This window comes from Pseudomonas marincola, assembly GCF_900682675.2.
Taxonomy (GTDB): Bacteria; Pseudomonadota; Gammaproteobacteria; order Pseudomonadales; family Pseudomonadaceae; genus Aquipseudomonas; species Aquipseudomonas marincola.
In genome coordinates this window covers 2,135,656-2,153,845 of record NZ_LR215729.2, presented here as the reverse complement: position 1 = coordinate 2,153,845, position 18,190 = coordinate 2,135,656, and the positions used below count along the sequence as shown (strand labels likewise).

Below are 18,190 nucleotides of genomic sequence, written 5' to 3'. Positions count from 1 at the left end.
CCAGCCAAGTCTAGCGCTAAGCAAACTTGAACGCAGTGATTGCTGAACATGAGTCGAGTCTGATTGGCACTGCACGTGCAATCATCAAGCAACCTTTGGAGGGTTGCCAGACTAGCACTGCCAGCGAAATAGTGAAGGCCTTGAAGCTGATGTTATCCATCACCGAGATTCATGGAACGCTCGCAAGGCTCGCCTCCTGGGCGAAATCTCCGCGCATGTTCAACGTCTCGCCGTTGAACAAATGCGGGTAGATCTTGCGCAAGTGTGCATAGAACAAATCCACCGGCAAGTCAGCGAACTGGCCGTGGTCGGTCAGGTATTCCATGTAGCGCTGGCCTTGAGCGTTGAACGGGTGAAACACGCTGTCATTGAAGCCGTCGAACTCAAGCGCGTCCACCCCAAAAATCTCGCACAGCTCGCGGTTAAACGTGGGCGTGGCCTTGACCCAGCGGCCATGCAAATACAACTCGGTGTAACCATGCATGGCAAACACCTCGGTGCGCAGCGCCTCAAGCAGACGTGCAGTCGCCAGATGATTACGCACATCAGCCAGGCCAATGCGCGAGGGGATGTTGCAGTGGCGCGCGCATGCCGCAAGCAAAATCGCCTTGGGCACACAGTAATTTTCGGGCTGGTTTACCGCGCAGCTGGCAGTCAGGCTTTGAGGGTCAAGGCTCAGCACATAGGGGTTATAACGAATACCATCGCGCACAGCGTTGTACAGATTAATCGCCACCTGCACAGGATCACGAATGGCACCGCGTGCCCGTTCAGCGAACTCAACCACCGCTGGGTGGTCACTATTAATGAATCGGCCGGGCAGTAAATAGTCGTTCATGGCATTCACTCTGGTTTTTATAGAGTTTACCCATGGCATATTCGCCGTTAAAACGGCAAACCGGCCAAGTTCGCCGCGCTTATCGCCACACCGGCGCTGATGAGGGCTAAGCTCGTAGAGCGCAGTACGCATTGCGCCATCATGGAGGAGTCAGAATGCTTGTAGTCTGGTTGATCGTTTTAGTCGTAGGTGTGGCTTATATCGCCCACCGGCGCACCCCACCCTTAATTGCCCTGGCAATTGTCGCGGCCTATCTGTTGGCCATGGCGACATGGAGCCACGCACCTACTTTGCTGATGGCAGTGTTCTGGGTGCTCTGGCTGGTGGTTGCCCTGCCCCTGGCGTTGCCCGAACAACGCCGCCAGTGGCTGACCGAGCCGCTGTTCAAGTGGTTCAAGAAAGTTCTCCCACCCATGTCCGCCACCGAGCGCGAGGCTATCGAAGCCGGTACGGTGTGGTGGGATGGCCAACTATTCAGCGGTCGTCCGGACTGGGACACACTGCTGTCTTACCCGAAGGCCAAGCTGACCGAAGAGGAGCAGGCATTTCTTGACGGCCCGACTGAAGAGTTGTGCGCCATGGTCACTGACTGGGAGATCGGCCAGCAGATGGACCTGCCGGAAAAAGCCTGGCAACACATCAAGGAGCACGGCTTCTTCGCCCTGATCATTCCTAAAGAATATGGCGGCAAGGGCTTCTCAGCTTACGCACACTCGCAAGTGGCAATGAAGCTTGCGACCCGCAGCGGTGACCTCGCGTCCACCGTCATGGTGCCAAACTCACTCGGCCCCGCCGAACTGTTGCTGCACTACGGCACTGAAGAGCAGCGCAACCATTACCTGCCACGTCTGGCCAGCGGTGAAGATATTCCCTGCTTCGGTCTTACTGGCCCCCTCGCCGGCTCCGATGCGGGCGCGATGCCGGATGTCGGCATCATCTGCATGGGTGAATGGGAAGGTAAAGAAGTCATCGGCATGCGCCTGACCTGGGAGAAGCGTTACATCACCCTCGGGCCGGTCGCGACCCTGCTTGGCCTCGCGTTCAAGGCACTCGACCCCGATCACTTGCTTGGCGACAAGGAAGACCTGGGCATCAGCCTTGCGCTGATTCCGACCGAAACGCCGGGCGTTGAAATTGGTCGCCGTCACCTGCCATTGGGCGCCGCCTTCATGAACGGGCCGAACTCGGGCAAGGATGTTTTCCTGCCGCTCGAATACCTGATTGGTGGCCCGGAGTATCTGGGTAAAGGCTGGATGATGTTGATGAACTGCCTGTCTGTCGGGCGTTCAATCTCGCTGCCTGCTGTCGGCACTGGCGCGGCCAAGTTCACCAGCATGGTGACGGGCCAATATTCAGAGATTCGCGAGCAGTTCAATGTGCCCATCAGCGCATTTGAAGGTATTCAGGAAGCTCTGGCGCGCATTGGCGGCAACGCCTGGATGATGGACAGCGCCCGTATCCTGACCGCCAACGCAGTCGATCTTGGCGAGAAGCCGTCCGTTCTCTCGGCCATTCTCAAGTATCACCTGACTGAGCGCGGCCGCGAGTGCATCAGCCACGCAATGGATGTGCACGGTGGTAAAGGCATCATCATGGGGCCGAATAATTATCTGGGCCGTTCATGGCAAGGTGCGCCGATTTTCATCACGGTTGAAGGGGCCAACATTCTCTCGCGCAACCTGATGATCTTCGGTCAGGGCGCCATTCGCTGCCATCCGTTTGTACTCAAGGAAATGCAGCTGGCCAATGAACCGGATCAAGACCAGGCCTTGGTCGAGTTCGATGAATTGCTCATGCAGCACATTGGGTTTGCAGTCGGCAACTTTGCCAGCACGCTGGTGTTGGGCCTTAAGCTTGACGCCCTGAAAACCCAGCCGGGCGATGGCCTCAGTGCCAAGTATTTCCGCTCACTGGATCGTCTGTCGGCCGCATTCGCCATGCTCGCAGACATGAGCATGATGCTGCTGGGCGGTGAACTGAAGCGCCGCGAGCGTTTGTCAGCACGACTTGGTGATGTACTCAGCCATCTGTATCTGGCATCGGCATCACTCAAGCGTTACCACGATCTGGATTATCCGGAGCATTCCCGCGTATTCGTTACCTGGGCACTGGAAGAGAGCCTGAGCAAAGCCGAAGAGGCACTCGACGGCATACTCAGCAACTTCCCGAACAAGTGGCTGGGCTGCGCACTGCGCATCATCGTGTTCCCACTGGGTCGCCAGCACAAAGGCCCAAGCGATGCACTGGATGCAGAGATTGCCGAGATTCTGGGTCGCAACAAAGGTGATCCGGCCCTAGAGGAAGTGCTAGAAGGTTGCTTCCGCCCACAAGACAACAAGGATGCAGTCGGCGCGCTGCAATTTGCACTGGACCAACTGGAAGCGGCCAAGCCGTTGCACAAGCAACTGCACAAAGCGCTGAAAGCAGGCGAAGTCGAAGAAGTCCCTGGACAGAACCTGATTGCAGCAGCTGTTTCGGCCGGGGTTTTCACCGAGGAGCAAGCCGAGCAGTTACAACAGGCTGAAAACGCCCGCCGCGTGGTGATCGATGTCGATGACTTCAGCAAAGACGAACTGAAACTCAGCCGCAGCAAAGTGCGTTAATGCTGCCCCGGTAACAGCCACTAACGGCTAATTTGATCAACCGCACGACAGCGGGCGCCGCGAGCTTTATACTCCGGCGCCCGTTTTTTGTTTTCAGGATCCAACCCATGGCCAACACAAACCTCGATCACCACCTTGCCCTGCTCGATCATCTGCGCAAGATTTTGGTTGCCCTGGGTGAAGCTGAACAGATTCTCGACTCCAGCCACGCCCTGTTTCTGGAGCGCTTTGATGAACTGGTCGCCGCTCTGCCGGTAGATCAGGAAGGCAGCCTGTATCTGGGCCAGGATTTGATCAGTCAGATTTTCCAGCGCTACCCTCAAATTGCCCACTTGGTCCCGCGTGACCTGCTGTGGTTCTTCGGCGGCGACTGCCTGCACTTTATGCCGGATGAAGAAATCGCAATTTACCAGCGACTCGATGAGCGTCGTTTTGAAGCCGAGGAGAACGGCGAGCCGTTCGACTGGAATCAAGAGCGTCAATTGCTGAGCATGCCGGACGAAGGCAGCAAACACTAATCATTCAAGCCCGCACAGGGCCTCTGCGCCCTGTTAGCTGTAAGTCATCAGCTGTTCAGAAGCTGTCATTTCACGGTCATTGTTTGGTCATGTTTAGCCCCTATGTTGGACTAGACCATACCAAGGATGACCGTTATGCCAACCCCGCCCTCAAACTTCACAGCGGTTCTTTTGGGACTCTCCGGATGCCTAGTAGATTTTGGCGCGCGCAGTAAAACCGCAACACCCGCCCCCGTTCATCCTTTCAATCACGGCGCCGCTGCTACCCGCCTTGAGCCAGCTTGGGCTGAAACTCAGCCGATCAGCAACGAGCAAGCCCAACCAACACCCGGCGCGCTTGAGCTACTGTTTGCCTTACAACGCAAAAATATCACCTGCGCCTGGATTGATGATCTAGCACCACAAACAGCGAGCGCCCTGACTCAGGAACTACCTGACTGGCTCGACGGCTGCCTGGCTAAACGCGCATGGCCGGCGCCGGATGCGTGCTGGCAGGCCCTGATTGATTTGCAGGCTGAGCAACACTCGGGCTGCATTCTGATTGGCAGTGATCCGCAAATGCTCCAGGCCGCATTGAATGCTGGCTTCTGGACAGTGGGGCTGGCTGCCTGTGGCGCAGCCTGTGGGAAGAGCCTTGCAGAGTGGCAACGCCTCGACACGCAAACCCGTGAAAAACTGCGCGCCGATGCAACCTTGCAGCTCTATCGGCTGGGCGTGCACTCAGTGATAGACGACCTGACCGACGCGCAATCGTGTCTGGCTGAACTTTACAAACGCTACAGCAAAGGTGAAAGACCATGACCCTGAGCCGCACCGACTTTATCGCCCAGGTGGAGCAACTGTTTGCCAACCAAGGCCAGGCGCAATACGGTGAAGATATCAGCCAGACCCAGCACGCACTGCAATGCGCAACCCTTGCGCAGCGCTCAGGCTGCAGTGAAAGCCTGATAGTTGCAGCCCTGCTGCACGACATCGGGCATTTATACGAGTCACCTGAAGCAAGTGCCGCACACGACCTGCGCCACGAAGAACAGGCGGCCAACCTGCTGCGAAATGTATTACCCGAGAGCGTATGGCAGCCCATTCGTTTGCATGTAGCCGCTAAGCGCTATTTTTGCGCCGTCGATCCTGCCTATCACGCGGATCTTTCCAGCGCCTCAAGGGACAGTCTGGCCTTACAGGGCGGCCCCTTTGACCCGAGCGCCGCCAACGCTTTCTTACGCGCGCCGTTTGCGAAGGACGCCTTGACCCTCAGACGCCTCGACGACTTGGGTAAAGATCCACACATGCAAACGCCGCCATTGAGCCATTTCTACCCCCTGATAGAAAATCTGTTAGTGGCTCACGAGCAGGCTGCATAAGCGCCAGTCAAAAGCGCCGCGCGCATAGCGATAAAACAGGCAAAAGACGCATCCATGGATTAATCTTTAATCAGGCAGGGATTTTTGCGGCCTGCCGAGGGTCAATCTATTTGTGTATCTATTAAGGGAGCGTCTCATGCCTGCAAACGAACTGCGGCAGCAACTGGAAGACCTGCGTGCGCAACTGGCGCAAAAACCTGCGCTGACTGAAGAAGATCGCGCGTCGCTGTACATCCTCACTCAGGAAATCGAGCTGCAACTGGCGCAAGACGCTGCAGCTGCACCCGATGCAACCTTGGTAGACGGCGTCAACCTCGCGGTTGAACGTTTTGAAGTGAGCCACCCGACCCTCGCCGGAAGCTTGCGCAATATTCTGCAGAGCTTGGCCAATATGGGTATTTAAGCGCCCAGCCAAGCATGCCTGCCTGACCCAAACCCAGCTACGGCTGGGTTTTTTGTGCCTGCGCCAGTTCATCAACCAGGGCACTAATTGCCTGCACGGCGCAAAGCATATGATCGGCATGGCTGAAGCCAGAGCTTTTCAACGGTTTCAAATCATGGTCGCCCGCTTTCAGCCAATGCAGGCGTATCGAATCAGATAAAGAGTAGCCAGCAACAGCCTCAAAGTTGCCCATGATGTCGCGCTCGCCCTGAACGATCAGGGTTGGGGTACGCAAATCGGCGAGGTGCGCGGTACGCGGCTTGTCTTGCTTGCCCGCGGCATAAAACGGATAACCGAGACAAACCAAGCCATCTGCGCCCAATTCGTCTGCCAGCAAACTGGCCATGCGTCCGCCCATTGATTTACCACCGATCAACAGCGGCCCGGAAACCTGCTCCCGAACCTGGCGATAGACATCGCGCCATTGTTCCAGCAGTCGCGCTTGCGGATTAGGCGGGCGCTTTTTGCCGTCGGTGCGCCGCGCAGCCATGTAGGCAAACTCAAAGCGCACCACCTGAATACCACGCTGAGCCAGCAACGCGGCCATGCTTTGCATGAATTCGCTGTCCATTGGCGCACCGGCACCGTGCGCCAGAATGAATGTGGCGCGTGCAGGGCCGACGGGGTTATCAGTTAATAAAGAAACCGAAGGCTGCGGCTGCGCCTGTTGATCCTGATCAAGTTCTTGAGTTTTGCGACTGCTCATACTGGCTCACGTAAAGTTATGTCCGCACTATTGTGAGTGGACAAACTGGAGCATGCCAAACAATAACAGCGAAAGGAGTCGTCAGGTGTTGCAATGCGCCAACGCCAACCCAGCCCAAAAACCTACAAACCCAACCATTGAACATCAGGCACACACGTGAGGCGCTGATAGGATTTTCTGTGCATTTGAAGGCCCGCAGACCTGCAAACTAGAGCGAGGTTTGAGGTGTGCGACCCAAAGTCGCACCCCGCCGACAAACGGCTTTCATCCTGCTCCAGTTGAGCTAATCTTGTCTGCAGTCGCCACTGTCCACACTCTAAGGCGATTCCCGTCTTCGTCGTGCCGGTTCGTGCATGGTGATGTTTGCGTTCAAAGGCCCTTCGGCGTGCACCCGAAAGGCACTGAAATGCCCTTGAAAGCTTGATCGCGTTGGCATGTATCGTTGCAATGGTTATCCGCTTTATACATACTTGCCGCCGATTTTTATCCCTAAAAAATCCATTAACCGTGGAACCCCAGCAATGAGCACAGCAATCAGTCCGACTGCTTATAACTACAAGGTGGTCCGCCAATTCGCCGTCATGACGGTAATTTGGGGGGTCATAGGCATGGGCCTAGGCGTTTTCATCGCTTCACAACTTGTGTGGCCTGAACTCAACTTTGGCTTGGAATGGACGACTTTCGGTCGTTTACGTCCACTGCACACCAATGCAGTGATCTTCGCTTTCGGCGGATGCGCGCTGATGGCAACCTCACTCTATGTGGTGCAGCGCACCAGTCAGGCGCGTCTGATTTCTGACTCTCTGGCATCATTCGTTTTCTGGGGCTGGCAGCTTGTCATCGTCCTGGCCGTCATCACCCTGCCTTTGGGTATGACCAGCTCGAAAGAGTACGCAGAACTGGAATGGCCGATCGACATTCTGCTCGGCGTAGTCTGGGTTTGTTACGCAGTGCTGTTCTTCGGCACCATCGTCAAGCGTCAAACCAAGCACATTTATGTCGGTAACTGGTTCTTCGGTGGCTTCATTCTGGTTACGGCCATGCTGCACATCGTCAACAGTGCCGAAATGCCAGTCACCCTGTTCAAGTCGTACTCGATGTACTCCGGTGCAACCGATGCGATGATCCAGTGGTGGTACGGTCACAACGCCGTAGGTTTCTTCCTGACCACCGGCTTCCTCGGCATGATGTACTACTTCGTACCGAAGCAGGCTGAGCGTCCGATCTACTCGTATCGCCTGTCTATCGTGCACTTCTGGGCACTGATCACCCTGTACATCTGGGCCGGTCCTCACCACCTGCACTACACCGCTCTGCCGGACTGGGCTCAGTCGCTCGGTATGGCCATGTCGATCATTCTGCTGGCTCCAAGCTGGGGCGGCATGATCAACGGCATGATGAGCCTGTCTGGCGCATGGCATAAGCTGCGTACCGACCCGATCCTGCGCTTCCTGGTGGTATCGCTGGCGTTCTACGGCATGTCGACCTTCGAAGGTCCGATGATGGCCATCAAGACCGTCAACGCCCTGTCTCACTACACTGACTGGACTATCGGCCACGTACACGCCGGTGCTCTTGGCTGGGTTGCGATGATCTCCATCGGTTCGCTCTATCACCTGATTCCGAAGGTGTTTGGTCGCGAGCAGATGCACAGCGTCACACTGATCAACACTCACTTCTGGCTGGCTACTATCGGTACCGTTCTGTACATCGCTTCGATGTGGGTTAACGGCATCACTCAGGGCCTGATGTGGCGTGCAGTGAACGAAGACGGCACGCTGACCTACTCGTTCGTTGAAGCCCTCGAAGCCAGCCACCCTGGCTACGTTGTGCGTGCACTCGGTGGTGCATTCTTCGTCCTCGGCATGCTGCTGATGGCTTACAACACCTACCGCACAGTACGTGCCGCCAAAGCTTCTGAATACGATGCAGCTGCACAGATTCCCGTTGGAGTAGCTCACTGATGAAACACGAAATCATCGAGAAGAATATTGGCCTGATGGCGTTGCTGATGGTGCTTTGCGTCAGCATCGGTGGCCTGACTCAGATCGTCCCGCTGTTTTTCCAGGATGTGACCAACGATCCGGTTGAGGGCCTCAAGCCTTACACCGCGCTTGAGTTGGAAGGCCGTGACGTTTACATCGCCAACGGTTGTGTCGGCTGCCACTCGCAGATGATCCGCCCGTTCCGTGCTGAAACCGAGCGCTACGGTCACTACTCCGTAGCCGGTGAAAGCGTTTGGGATCACCCATTCCTGTGGGGCTCCAAGCGTACTGGCCCGGATCTGGCCCGCGTAGGCGGCCGCTACTCGGACGAGTGGCAGCGTGCTCACCTGTACAACCCACGCAACGTGGTGCCTGAGTCGATCATGCCGGCATTCCCGTTCCTGGTTGAGAAGAAACTGGACGGTAAGGACACCGCGAGGAAGATGGAAGTTATGCGCGGCTTTGGCGTGCCATACACCGATGAAGACATCGCTGGCGCACGCGAAGCAGTTAAAGGCAAAACCGAAATGGACGCGATCGTTGCGTACCTGCAGGTTCTTGGCACCTCTATCACGAGCAAACGGTAACGCACGATGGAAATCGGGACTATTCGCGGTATAGGTACAGCACTGGTATTCGTTGCCTTCATCGGCTTGCTGCTGTGGGCATTCAGCAGCAAGCGCAAATCGGAGTTTGACGACGCTGCCAATCTGCCTTTTGCCGACGAACCCAAAAAAACCAGCGAGCGCGACGAGCAATCTTCCAGGAGCAATAACCAATGACCACTTTCTGGAGTTGGTACGTAACAATTCTTTCACTCGGCACGATTTTCGCGCTGACGTGGCTTATTTTTGGTACCCGTAAAAGCCAGCCTAACGATGAAGTGACCAACGAAACTGTTGGCCACTCCTTCGACGGCATCGAGGAATATGACAACCCGCTGCCAAAGTGGTGGTTCATGTTGTTCGTAGGCACCATCATTTTCGCACTCGGCTATCTCGTCCTTTACCCGGGCCTGGGTAACTGGAAAGGCCTGTTGCCAGGTTATGACTACCTGGACAACGAGGCCAAAACGCCTTTTGCAACCAATGTCGACATTGCCAATGGCAAAGAGCGTAATGGTGGCTGGACTGGCGTTCACGAGTGGGAAAAGGAAATGGCCAAGGCCGACGCCAAATATGGCCCGATCTACGCCAAGTACGCCGCTATGCCAATCGTTGAAGTGGCCAAGGACGAACAAGCGTTGAAAATGGGCGGCCGCCTGTTTGCTTCGAACTGCTCGGTTTGCCACGGTTCTGATGCCAAGGGCGCTTATGGCTTCCCTAACCTGACGGACAACGAATGGCGCTGGGGCGGTGATCCGGAAACTGAAATCAAGAAGACCATTCTTGCCGGTCGTGAAGGCGCTATGCCAGCTCACGGTCCGATCATCGGCGAAGACGGCGTCAAGAACGTAGCTGCTTACGTCCTCACCGAACTGGCGGGTCGCAAGCTGCCGGAAGGCACTGAAGCGGATATTGCTGCAGGCCAGAAAGTTTTCAGCACCACCTGCTTCGCTTGCCACGGGGCTGACGGCAAGGGTACCCACGCAATGGGCGCACCGAACCTGACCAACCCTGCAGCATTTATCTACGGCACCAGCTACGCTCAGCTACAGCAGACTATTCGTTATGGCCGTCATGGCCGTATGCCAGCTCAGGAAGCCTTCCTGGGCAACGATAAAGTCCACCTGCTGGCCGCTTACGTGTACAGCCTGTCGCACAAGACCGCGGAGTAACTAGCTCTCCGCCAATCAGGGCGCGACTCACAGTCGCACCCTGATTTGCAACCTCAGGCGTAACATAGCGGTATAGAGAAATGACTTTGGCTGGCACGTATCAGCCAAAGCACCCAATCCAACCGCTGTGGTACAAACTGATGAGCCAACAGATACCGGTAAAAAACGTTACCCCGAACATCCCCAAAGGCCAGTCAACTGACCTTTACGCAAGTTCTGAAAAAATCTACACCCGTGCCTTCTCCGGCGTTTTCCGCAATCTGCGCAGAATGGGTGGCGCCCTTCTCTTTCTTCTCTATTTCGGCACCGTCTGGCTCAATTACGACGGCCGCCAAGCTGTCTGGTGGAACCTGCCAGAACGCAAATTTTATATTTTTGGCTCAACCTTCTGGCCTCAGGACTTCGTCCTGCTATCAGCGCTGCTGATCATCTGCGCCTTCGGTTTATTTTTTATTACGGTGTTTGCCGGTCGCGTCTGGTGCGGGTACACCTGCCCCCAGAGCGTATTTACCTGGGTTTTCATGTGGGGCGAAAAAGTCACTGAAGGTGATCGCAACCAACGCATGAAGCTCGACAAAGCGCCCATGAGCGCCAACAAGTTCATGCGCAAGTTTGCCAAGCACAGCATCTGGATTGGCGTTTCACTGGCTACCGCCATCACCTTTGTTGGCTACTTCAGTCCGATCCGCGAGCTTATCCCGGACCTCTTCACCCTGAGTGCCAGCGGCTGGGCATTGTTCTGGGTCGGTTTCCTGACCCTCGCGACCTACGGCAACGCGGGCTGGCTGCGCGAGCAGGTGTGCATTTACATGTGCCCCTACGCACGCTTCCAGAGCGTTATGTTCGACGCCGACACCCTGATCGTCTCTTACGATCCGCGCCGTGGTGAAGCTCGCGGACCGCGTAAAAAGGATGCCGATTACAAAGCCCAGGGTCTGGGCGACTGTATCGACTGCAAAATGTGTGTACAGGTATGTCCGACCGGCATCGACATTCGTGACGGTCTGCAACTTGAGTGTATTGGCTGCGCGGCCTGTATTGACGCGTGTGACAGCATCATGGAGAAGATGGATTATCCCAAAGGTCTGATCAGTTACACCACTGAACACAACCTGACCGGACACAAAACACACCTTATTCGTCCACGCCTGATTGGGTATGCTATCGCGCTGATCGCCATGATGAGTGTATTTGTCTGGGCCGTAAGCTCGCGCTCGCTGGTCGGTCTCGACGTGATCAAGGATCGGGTCATGTACCGTGAAAATCAGGATGGGCACATCGAAAACGTCTACACCCTGAAGATCATGAACAAAGCCCAGCACGACATGACCGTGGTGATCAGTGCCGACGGCATTGAAGGCCTTGAGTTTGAGGGCAACACTGAGATCAAAGCCGCGGCGGGTGAAGTGCTTTCGGTGCCGGTGGAGTTGTCCATCCCGCCTGAGAAGCTGCCATCAAGCGCGAACAAGATCATGTTCCACGTCAAATCCATGGATGATCCGAGCATAAACTCTGACGCTGACAGCCGCTTCAATGGCCCAAGCATCCGCTAACATTTAGGCAAAACATAGAATGACCGAACAACCTGTAGTCTCGCCTTGGTACAAGCAATTCTGGCCGTGGTTCATCATTGGCTTGCTTGGCTTGTCTGTTGTCCAAGGCAGTTCGATGCTGATTTTTGCCACGCTCAACCCACCAGGTCTGATCTCCGATGACTACTACGAAGTAGGCAAAGGCATTAACCAGTCGCTGGATCGCGAGAACCTGGCCAAGCAACTTAAGATCAATGCCAAGGTGACCTTCAACAACGAGACCGGTGTTGCAGACATGCAACTTTCCGGTTTCAGTGGCCCTGCAACGCTCAAACTCAACGTGATCTCCCCTACCCAACCGGAGCGTGACCGGCGCATCACCATGCAGAAGGTTGGTGACGGCCACTACACCGGCCAAATGGAAGACGCAGTAGAGGGTCGCCGTTTTGTTGAGCTGATCGGTCAGGAAGGTGGCAAGGACTGGCGTTTGTTTGACGAAGAAGTGCTCGCATCCGGCAGCGTTATTCGTCTCGGCGATGCCAAGTAAATCCGACTTTCTTTTGCGGCGCGGCTACCGCGCCTTTCTGCCAAGCTGGCCTGCCGGCACTCCCGCCCCAGGCCACACGCACACGGCACAAGATCCTTGATCCATGGCTAGCCCTACCCCCTGTTATCACTGCGGTCTGCCGGTACCCACTGGCGGCCACTTCCACGCCAGCGTTTTAGGCCAAGAGCGCGAAATGTGCTGCCCTGGCTGCCAGGCTGTGGCCGAAGCCATTGTGGCTGGCGGGCTTGAACACTATTACAAGCACCGCACCGAAACCGCAGCCAACCCGGATAATCTTCCGCAATTGCTGCCCGATGAACTGGCGCTCTACGACCGCGAAGAAATCCAGCAGCCGTTCGTTGAGCATCAGGGTGAACTCAGCGAAACCTGCCTGCTGATCGAAGGCATCAGCTGCGCTGCCTGTGGCTGGCTGATCGAAAAGCACCTGCGCAGCATGCCTGGCGTCGCCTCTGCCGGCCTTAACCTGTCGAACCATCGCCTACAGGTCCGCTGGGCGGATAGCCAACTGCCGCTCAGCGACATCCTCAAAGAACTGCGCAGCATTGGTTATGCCGGCCACCCGTGGCAAGCCGACAGCGCCGCGCAGCAACTGGCCAAGGAAAATCGCCGGGCAATGCGCGAACTCGGTGTAGCCGGCTTGCTGTGGATGCAGGTCATGATGGCGGCTATGGCGACATGGCCGGAGTTCAACATTGACCTGACGCCTGAGCTGGACAAGATTCTGCGCTGGGTCAGCCTGTTTATGACCACGCCCATTGTTTTCTACTGCTGCGGCCAGTTCTTCCGTGGCGCGCTGCGTGATATCCGCACTCGCCACCTGAGCATGGACATCTCGGTGTCACTGGCGATTGGCGGTGCGTACATCGCAGGTATCTGGTCGACCGTCACCGGCACTGGCGAACTCTACTTCGATGCCGTGGGCATGTTCGCGCTCTTCCTGCTTGCCGGGCGTTATCTTGAGCGCCGTGCCCGGGAACGCACCGCCGCCGCGACGGCGCAGTTGGTTAACCTGCTGCCAGCCTCATGCTTGCGCCTGGAACCGGACGGCCAGACCGTGCGCATTTTGCTCAAGGAACTCAAGTGCGGTGATCGCGTGCAAGTGCCGCCAGGCGCGTTATTACCTGCAGACGGGCGCATCGTCAGCGGTCAGTCCAGCGTCGACGAGTCTGTCCTCACCGGCGAATATCTGCCGCAAGCACGCGCGGTGGGCGACAATGTCACCGCCGGCACGTTGAACGTCGAAGGCCCGCTCACCGTTGAGGTTGAAGCGCTGGGCGATGCCACCCGCCTCTCCGCTATTGTGCGACTGCTGGAACGCGCGCAAACCGACAAGCCGCGCCTGGCTGAGCTTGCCGATAAAGTCTCGCAATGGTTTCTGCTCTTCGTGCTGATTGCAGCCGCCGTGGTCGGCATCATCTGGCTGGAGATCGACCCGTCTCGCGCCTTCTGGGTCGTCCTCGCGCTGCTGGTCGCCACGTGTCCCTGCGCACTGGCGCTGGCAACGCCGACAGCGCTTACAGCCGCCACCGGCACGTTGCATGGCTTGGGCCTGCTGTTAACCCGCGGGCATGTTCTCGAAGGCCTGAACCAGATAGACACGGTCATTTTTGACAAGACTGGCACCCTCACCGAAGGCAAGCTGACCCTCAGTGAAATCCGCCCGCTGGCAGACCAGAGCAGCGACGAATGCCTGATGCTCGCCGCCGCGCTGGAGAACCGCTCCGAGCACCCGATCGCCAAAGCTTTTGGCCGCGCCACGATTGCTGCCGAGGAAGTCGAGAGCACGCCGGGTCATGGCCTGCAGGGCCGAGTCAATGGCCGTCTGCTGCGCATCGGGCAAGCCGCCTATGTCTGTCAGCTAAGCCAGCAACCTTGCCCGGCAATCCCCGGCACTAACGGCCAATGGCTGCTTCTAGGCGATGAGCAAGGTCCGCTGGCCTGGTTTGTCCTTAATGACCGACTGCGCGAAGATGCGCCGGAGCTGGTTGCCGCCTGCCAGCAGCGCGGTTGGCAGGTCATGTTGCTCTCGGGTGATACCTCGCCGATGGTTGGCGAAATTGCCCAAGAGCTTAAAATCGACACCTATCAGGGCGGCATGTCGCCGGCGGATAAACTCGCGCAACTGCAGCATCTGCATGATCAGGGCAAGCGCGTGCTGATGCTCGGTGATGGCGTTAATGACGTGCCAGTGCTGGCGGGTGCAGACATCAGCGTGGCGATGGGCAGCGCAACCGATCTGGCCAAAACCAGTGCAGACGCCGTGCTCCTGTCCAATCGTTTGAGCAGCCTGGTGCAAGCATTCAAGCTGGCTCGCCGCACTCGGCGTATCATTATCGAGAACCTGGTCTGGGCCGGTCTCTACAACAGCTCGATTCTGCCGTTTGCGGCACTTGGCCTGATCACCCCATTATGGGCAGCGCTGGGCATGTCCCTGAGCTCGCTGCTGGTCGTACTCAATGCCCTGCGCCTCACCCGCGCATGAGGCTAAATCGACTTAATCAGGAATCAGCATGCCTGCACTGTATATCTTAATCCCCGTTGCGCTGGCCCTTGTTGCGCTGGCCATCTGGGTATTTTTCTGGGCGGTAGACAGCGGCCAGTACGATGACCTCGACGGCCCTGCGCACAGCATCCTGTTCGACGACGAAGACCCGATGCACAAAGCCGGCATCGACGAAGCGCAACACTCCAGCGAAGACGCGCCAGATACCGATGATAAGGACAAGCGCGATGCTTGAGCTGGCTCCACTGCTGGCGTCGGCGTTGATTCTTGGCCTATTGGGCGGCGGACACTGCCTCGGCATGTGTGGCGGCCTGATGGGCGCCCTGACCCTGGCAATACCGCCCGAGCAACGCGGCAAGCGCTTGCAGTTGCTCATCGCCTACAACGCCGGGCGCATTTTCAGTTACACCTGCGCCGGCCTGATCATTGGCCTTGCCGGTTTTGCCGTCGCCAACAGCCCTGGCGCCATGATTTTGCGGGTGATTGCCGCCTGCCTGTTGATTGCTATGGGCTTGTATCTGGCCGGGATCTGGAGCGGCCTGACGCGCATTGAAGCGCTGGGACGCGGGCTGTGGCGCTACATCCAACCTCTCACCAAACGCTTTATGCCGGTCACCAGCCTGCCTCGCGCCGTTATTCTGGGTGCGCTCTGGGGCTGGCTGCCGTGCGGTCTGGTCTACAGCACCCTGCTGTGGGCCGCCAGCCAGGGCAATGCGCTCGACAGCGCGGCACTGATGCTGGCCTTTGGACTTGGCACCATACCGGTGCTGCTGGCGACAGGGCTCGCTGCCGAGCGGCTCAACGGTTTTCTGCGTAAGCGTGGCGTGCGTGTTGCTGCCGGCATCATGGTCATGCTGTTTGGCCTGTGGACGCTGCCCGGCCCGCACCAACACTGGCTGATGGGTCACTGAGCAAGCCTAAAATTGTAGCTGAGTCACTCAAAGCCTCCTGACTGATCTGTGTCAAGGAGATGCTGGCGTATCGCCAATAGACTGTCTGTTACTGATTTAACAGACCGTGGAACAGCCAATGCTCGACAGCATCCAGTGGGATACAGCCTTGATCCAGCGCTACGATCAGGCTGGTCCACGTTACACCTCCTACCCGACAGCCGTGCAATTCAACGACTCGGTAGGCCCGCTTAACGTGCTCGCGGCTGCGCGTGAGAGCGCCAAGCATAGCCGCGCACTGTCGCTGTACGTGCACATTCCGTTCTGCGCCAACATTTGCTACTACTGCGCCTGCAACAAGGTCATCACCAAAGACCGCAGCCGTGCGGCGGCTTATCTGGTGGCACTTGAACAGGAAATGGCGATCATCAGCCGGCACTTGCACCCAGATCAGGTGATCGAACAACTGCATTTCGGTGGCGGTACGCCGACCTTCCTCAGCCACAGCCAGTTGCGCGAGCTGATGGCGATGATCGGTAAATACTTCAACCTGCTCGATGATGACAGTGGCGACTACAGCATCGAGATCGACCCACGTGAGGCAGACTGGGCGACCATGGGCCTGCTCCGCGAGCTGGGTTTCAACCGGGTCAGCCTTGGCGTACAGGATCTCGACCCGCAGGTGCAGCGCGCGATCAACCGGATGCAGAGTCTCGAAGAAACCGAGGCAATCATCGACGCTGCGCACACCCTGCAGTTTCGCTCAGTCAACATCGACCTGATCTACGGCCTGCCGCTGCAAACCCCCGAGCGTTTCGCCGAAAGCGTGGCCGCGGTGATTGCCTTGCAGCCGGATCGCCTGTCGCTGTTCAACTACGCGCACCTGCCGGAACGGTTCAAACCGCAACGGCGTATCAACACTCAGGATCTGCCCTCGCCCGCCACCAAGCTGGCCATGTTACAAGGCAGCATCGAACAACTGCTGGCCGCCGGCTACCGCTACATCGGCATGGACCATTTCGCCCTGCCGGATGATGAGCTGGCCATCGCGCAGGAAGACGGCAGCCTGCACCGCAACTTTCAGGGCTATACCACGCACGGCCATTGCGACCTGATCGGCCTCGGCGTTTCAGCCATCAGCCAGATCGGCACGCTTTACAGCCAGAACAACAGCGATCTCAATGAGTATCAGCAAAGTCTCGCTCTGGGCCAGCTCGCGACCAAACGCGGGCTCACCAGTAGCGACGATGACCATATTCGCCAGGCGGTTATCCAGCAGATCATTTGTCACTTCGAGCTGCAATTTGCCGACATCGAGCAGCGCTTCGGCATCAACGTACTCGACTACTTCAGCGATTGCCTGCCAGCACTGCACGACATGCATGAGGACGGCTTGATCCGCTTTGACGATAAAGCCATCGAAGTCTTGCCGGCTGGGCGACTATTGGTGCGCTCGGTGTGCATGGTCTTTGACCACTACCTGCATTCGACCAATACGCAACGTTACTCGCGCGTCATCTGACGCGCAGCAATACTTTACCGAGTACCGGGCATTTAAAGTTTCACAGGGTGTATGCCCATGGATACGGACTAAACCGACCGAGTCCGCCAGTTGCTGTAACCCCTTCAGCATGCGGGTTACAGTAATCCCGCTGGCCGAGAATGCATGCGTGATGTAACCTTACGTTATCTGCGTGTATTCCCGGGAACCGACTCGATGTCTGATAGCCTCAAGCTACGCACTCCTCATCAGGTGCACTGCAAGGATTGCAGCCTGGCTGCGCTTTGTTTGCCTTTGTCACTCGACTTTGAAGATATGGACGCGCTCGACAATATCGTCAAGCGCGGGCGTCCGCTCAAGCGTGGCGAGTTTTTATACCGTCAGGGCGATGCCTTTCAATCAGTATACGCCGTGCGTTCCGGGGCGCTCAAATCGTTCAGCGTGAGCGACAGCGGAGAAGAACAAATCACCGGCTTCCACTTGCCGAGCGAGCTGGTTGGCTTGTCGGGTATGGATACGTCAACCTATATGTCCTCTGCGCAAGCGCTGGAAACCACTTCGATTTGCGAGATACCGTTCGAGCGCCTCGATGATCTGGCCCTGCAACTGCCACAGTTACGTCGTCAGTTGATGCGCATCATGAGCCGAGAAATTCGCGACGATAAGCAGATGCTGATGCTCCTGTCGAAGAAGACGGCAGACGAGCGCATCGCCACTTTTCTGGTCAACTTGTCTTCGAGGTTCAGTGCACGTGGCTTCTCTGCGAATCAATTTCGCCTGGCTATGTCGCGCAACGATATCGGTAATTTCCTGGGTTTGGCGGTTGAAACTGTTTCCCGGGTATTCACCCGCTTTCAACACAACAACCTGATTGAAGCGGAAGGCAAGGAAATCAACATTATCGACCCTATCGAGTTGTGCGCCTTGGCCGGTGGCCAGATCAACAACTGATCCCCCGCGCCGCCG

Annotated in this window: 18 protein-coding genes; 16 read left to right on the top strand and 2 right to left on the bottom strand. The window is 57.1% G+C overall.

Annotated features, from left to right (window positions below; all coding sequences use genetic code 11):
- Positions 1-169 precede the first annotated feature (169 nt).
- On the bottom strand, positions 170-838 hold the full coding sequence (locus PMYSY11_RS10105) for a transglutaminase-like domain-containing protein (protein ID WP_150549079.1): 669 nt from the start codon (positions 836-838) through the stop codon (positions 170-172).
- 155 nt (positions 839-993) lie between these two features.
- Between PMYSY11_RS10105 and PMYSY11_RS10100 the strand changes: the two genes are divergently transcribed.
- The 5 genes from PMYSY11_RS10100 to PMYSY11_RS10080 all read left to right on the top strand — a co-directional run bounded on the left by PMYSY11_RS10100 (position 994) and on the right by PMYSY11_RS10080 (position 5,723).
- Positions 994-3,441 carry an acyl-CoA dehydrogenase gene (locus PMYSY11_RS10100; protein WP_150549078.1) on the top strand — a complete coding sequence of 816 codons (2,448 nt, stop codon included), beginning with the start codon at positions 994-996 and terminating at the stop codon, positions 3,439-3,441.
- A 107-nt stretch (positions 3,442-3,548) separates the two neighbouring features.
- Positions 3,549-3,959, top strand: a complete 411-nt coding sequence (locus tag PMYSY11_RS10095; RefSeq protein ID WP_069899830.1) for a PA2817 family protein — start codon at positions 3,549-3,551, stop codon at positions 3,957-3,959.
- A gap of 117 nt (positions 3,960-4,076) precedes the next feature.
- Positions 4,077-4,760 carry an HAD superfamily inactivated hydrolase PcrP gene (locus PMYSY11_RS10090; RefSeq protein WP_420830081.1) on the top strand — a complete coding sequence of 228 codons (684 nt, stop codon included), beginning with the start codon at positions 4,077-4,079 and terminating at the stop codon, positions 4,758-4,760.
- A complete protein-coding gene (locus PMYSY11_RS10085; protein WP_150549076.1) occupies positions 4,757-5,320 on the top strand; it encodes a phosphonate degradation HD-domain oxygenase in 564 nt (187 codons plus the stop codon). Before PMYSY11_RS10090 ends, PMYSY11_RS10085 begins: the two co-directional genes overlap by 4 nt.
- Positions 5,321-5,456: 136 nt before the next feature.
- Positions 5,457-5,723 (top strand): DUF4404 family protein, encoded by a 267-nt coding sequence (locus tag PMYSY11_RS10080; RefSeq protein WP_069899833.1) that lies wholly within the window; start codon positions 5,457-5,459, stop codon positions 5,721-5,723.
- 37 nt (positions 5,724-5,760) lie between these two features.
- On the opposite strand, the gene PMYSY11_RS10075 is transcribed toward PMYSY11_RS10080, so the two are convergent.
- Entirely contained in the window at positions 5,761-6,468 is a 708-nt protein-coding gene (locus PMYSY11_RS10075) for an alpha/beta family hydrolase (protein WP_239655568.1), read from the bottom strand.
- Between the two features lie 521 nt (positions 6,469-6,989).
- On the opposite strand from PMYSY11_RS10075, the gene ccoN reads away from it, so the two are divergent.
- The 11 genes from ccoN to fnr all read left to right on the top strand — a co-directional run bounded on the left by ccoN (position 6,990) and on the right by fnr (position 18,175).
- A complete protein-coding gene (gene ccoN / locus PMYSY11_RS10070; protein WP_069899835.1) occupies positions 6,990-8,432 on the top strand; it encodes a cytochrome-c oxidase, cbb3-type subunit I in 1,443 nt (480 codons plus the stop codon).
- The gene (ccoO, locus tag PMYSY11_RS10065; RefSeq protein ID WP_069899836.1) at positions 8,432-9,040 is read left to right on the top strand and encodes a cytochrome-c oxidase, cbb3-type subunit II; all 609 of its coding nucleotides are present in this window, start codon (positions 8,432-8,434) and stop codon (positions 9,038-9,040) included. Before ccoN ends, ccoO begins: the two co-directional genes overlap by 1 nt.
- A 6-nt stretch (positions 9,041-9,046) precedes the next feature.
- A complete protein-coding gene (locus tag PMYSY11_RS10060) occupies positions 9,047-9,235 on the top strand; it encodes a CcoQ/FixQ family Cbb3-type cytochrome c oxidase assembly chaperone (protein WP_069899837.1) in 189 nt (62 codons plus the stop codon).
- Complete coding sequence (gene ccoP, locus PMYSY11_RS10055; RefSeq protein ID WP_090511281.1) at positions 9,232-10,230, top strand: cytochrome-c oxidase, cbb3-type subunit III; 999 nt, start codon at positions 9,232-9,234, stop codon at positions 10,228-10,230. The genes PMYSY11_RS10060 and ccoP overlap by 4 nt, the downstream gene beginning before the upstream one ends.
- Positions 10,231-10,370: 140 nt before the next feature.
- A complete protein-coding gene (gene ccoG, locus PMYSY11_RS10050; RefSeq protein WP_069899884.1) occupies positions 10,371-11,783 on the top strand; it encodes a cytochrome c oxidase accessory protein CcoG in 1,413 nt (470 codons plus the stop codon).
- A 19-nt stretch (positions 11,784-11,802) separates the two neighbouring features.
- Positions 11,803-12,309, top strand: coding sequence for a FixH family protein (locus PMYSY11_RS10045; RefSeq protein WP_069899839.1), 507 nt, complete (start codon positions 11,803-11,805; stop codon positions 12,307-12,309).
- 103 nt (positions 12,310-12,412) lie between these two features.
- Positions 12,413-14,812: a heavy metal translocating P-type ATPase gene (locus tag PMYSY11_RS10040; protein ID WP_150549075.1), complete on the top strand. Its 2,400-nt coding sequence runs from the start codon at positions 12,413-12,415 to the stop codon at positions 14,810-14,812.
- A gap of 28 nt (positions 14,813-14,840) precedes the next feature.
- Positions 14,841-15,068: a cbb3-type cytochrome oxidase assembly protein CcoS gene (gene ccoS / locus PMYSY11_RS10035; protein WP_069899841.1), complete on the top strand. Its 228-nt coding sequence runs from the start codon at positions 14,841-14,843 to the stop codon at positions 15,066-15,068.
- Positions 15,061-15,744, top strand: coding sequence for a sulfite exporter TauE/SafE family protein (locus PMYSY11_RS10030; protein ID WP_069899842.1), 684 nt, complete (start codon positions 15,061-15,063; stop codon positions 15,742-15,744). Before ccoS ends, PMYSY11_RS10030 begins: the two co-directional genes overlap by 8 nt.
- 118 nt (positions 15,745-15,862) lie before the next feature.
- Positions 15,863-17,245 carry an oxygen-independent coproporphyrinogen III oxidase gene (gene hemN / locus PMYSY11_RS10025; protein ID WP_069899843.1) on the top strand — a complete coding sequence of 461 codons (1,383 nt, stop codon included), beginning with the start codon at positions 15,863-15,865 and terminating at the stop codon, positions 17,243-17,245.
- Positions 17,246-17,440: 195 nt separating this feature from the next.
- Positions 17,441-18,175 carry a fumarate/nitrate reduction transcriptional regulator Fnr gene (fnr, locus tag PMYSY11_RS10020; RefSeq protein WP_069899844.1) on the top strand — a complete coding sequence of 245 codons (735 nt, stop codon included), beginning with the start codon at positions 17,441-17,443 and terminating at the stop codon, positions 18,173-18,175.
- The last annotated feature ends 15 nt before the right edge of the window (positions 18,176-18,190 follow it).

Bases quoted from the DNA above. Each gene is read 5' to 3' on its own strand.
- ccoO (WP_069899836.1), top strand. From the start codon at position 8,432: ATGAAACACGAAATCATCGAGAAGAATATTGGCCTGATGGCGTTGCTG.
- PMYSY11_RS10100 (WP_150549078.1), top strand. From the start codon at position 994: ATGCTTGTAGTCTGGTTGATCGTTTTAGTCGTAGGTGTGGCTTATATC.
- PMYSY11_RS10080 (WP_069899833.1), top strand. From the start codon at position 5,457: ATGCCTGCAAACGAACTGCGGCAGCAACTGGAAGACCTGCGTGCGCAA.
- PMYSY11_RS10075 (WP_239655568.1), bottom strand. From the start codon at position 6,468: ATGAGCAGTCGCAAAACTCAAGAACTTGATCAGGATCAACAGGCGCAG.
- hemN (WP_069899843.1), top strand. From the start codon at position 15,863: ATGCTCGACAGCATCCAGTGGGATACAGCCTTGATCCAGCGCTACGAT.
- ccoP (WP_090511281.1), top strand. From the start codon at position 9,232: ATGACCACTTTCTGGAGTTGGTACGTAACAATTCTTTCACTCGGCACG.
- ccoG (WP_069899884.1), top strand. From the start codon at position 10,371: ATGAGCCAACAGATACCGGTAAAAAACGTTACCCCGAACATCCCCAAA.
- PMYSY11_RS10040 (WP_150549075.1), top strand. From the start codon at position 12,413: ATGGCTAGCCCTACCCCCTGTTATCACTGCGGTCTGCCGGTACCCACT.
- PMYSY11_RS10085 (WP_150549076.1), top strand. From the start codon at position 4,757: ATGACCCTGAGCCGCACCGACTTTATCGCCCAGGTGGAGCAACTGTTT.
- PMYSY11_RS10030 (WP_069899842.1), top strand. From the start codon at position 15,061: ATGCTTGAGCTGGCTCCACTGCTGGCGTCGGCGTTGATTCTTGGCCTA.
- PMYSY11_RS10060 (WP_069899837.1), top strand. From the start codon at position 9,047: ATGGAAATCGGGACTATTCGCGGTATAGGTACAGCACTGGTATTCGTT.
- PMYSY11_RS10045 (WP_069899839.1), top strand. From the start codon at position 11,803: ATGACCGAACAACCTGTAGTCTCGCCTTGGTACAAGCAATTCTGGCCG.
- PMYSY11_RS10105 (WP_150549079.1), bottom strand. From the start codon at position 838: ATGAACGACTATTTACTGCCCGGCCGATTCATTAATAGTGACCACCCA.
- ccoS (WP_069899841.1), top strand. From the start codon at position 14,841: ATGCCTGCACTGTATATCTTAATCCCCGTTGCGCTGGCCCTTGTTGCG.
- fnr (WP_069899844.1), top strand. From the start codon at position 17,441: ATGTCTGATAGCCTCAAGCTACGCACTCCTCATCAGGTGCACTGCAAG.
- PMYSY11_RS10095 (WP_069899830.1), top strand. From the start codon at position 3,549: ATGGCCAACACAAACCTCGATCACCACCTTGCCCTGCTCGATCATCTG.
- ccoN (WP_069899835.1), top strand. From the start codon at position 6,990: ATGAGCACAGCAATCAGTCCGACTGCTTATAACTACAAGGTGGTCCGC.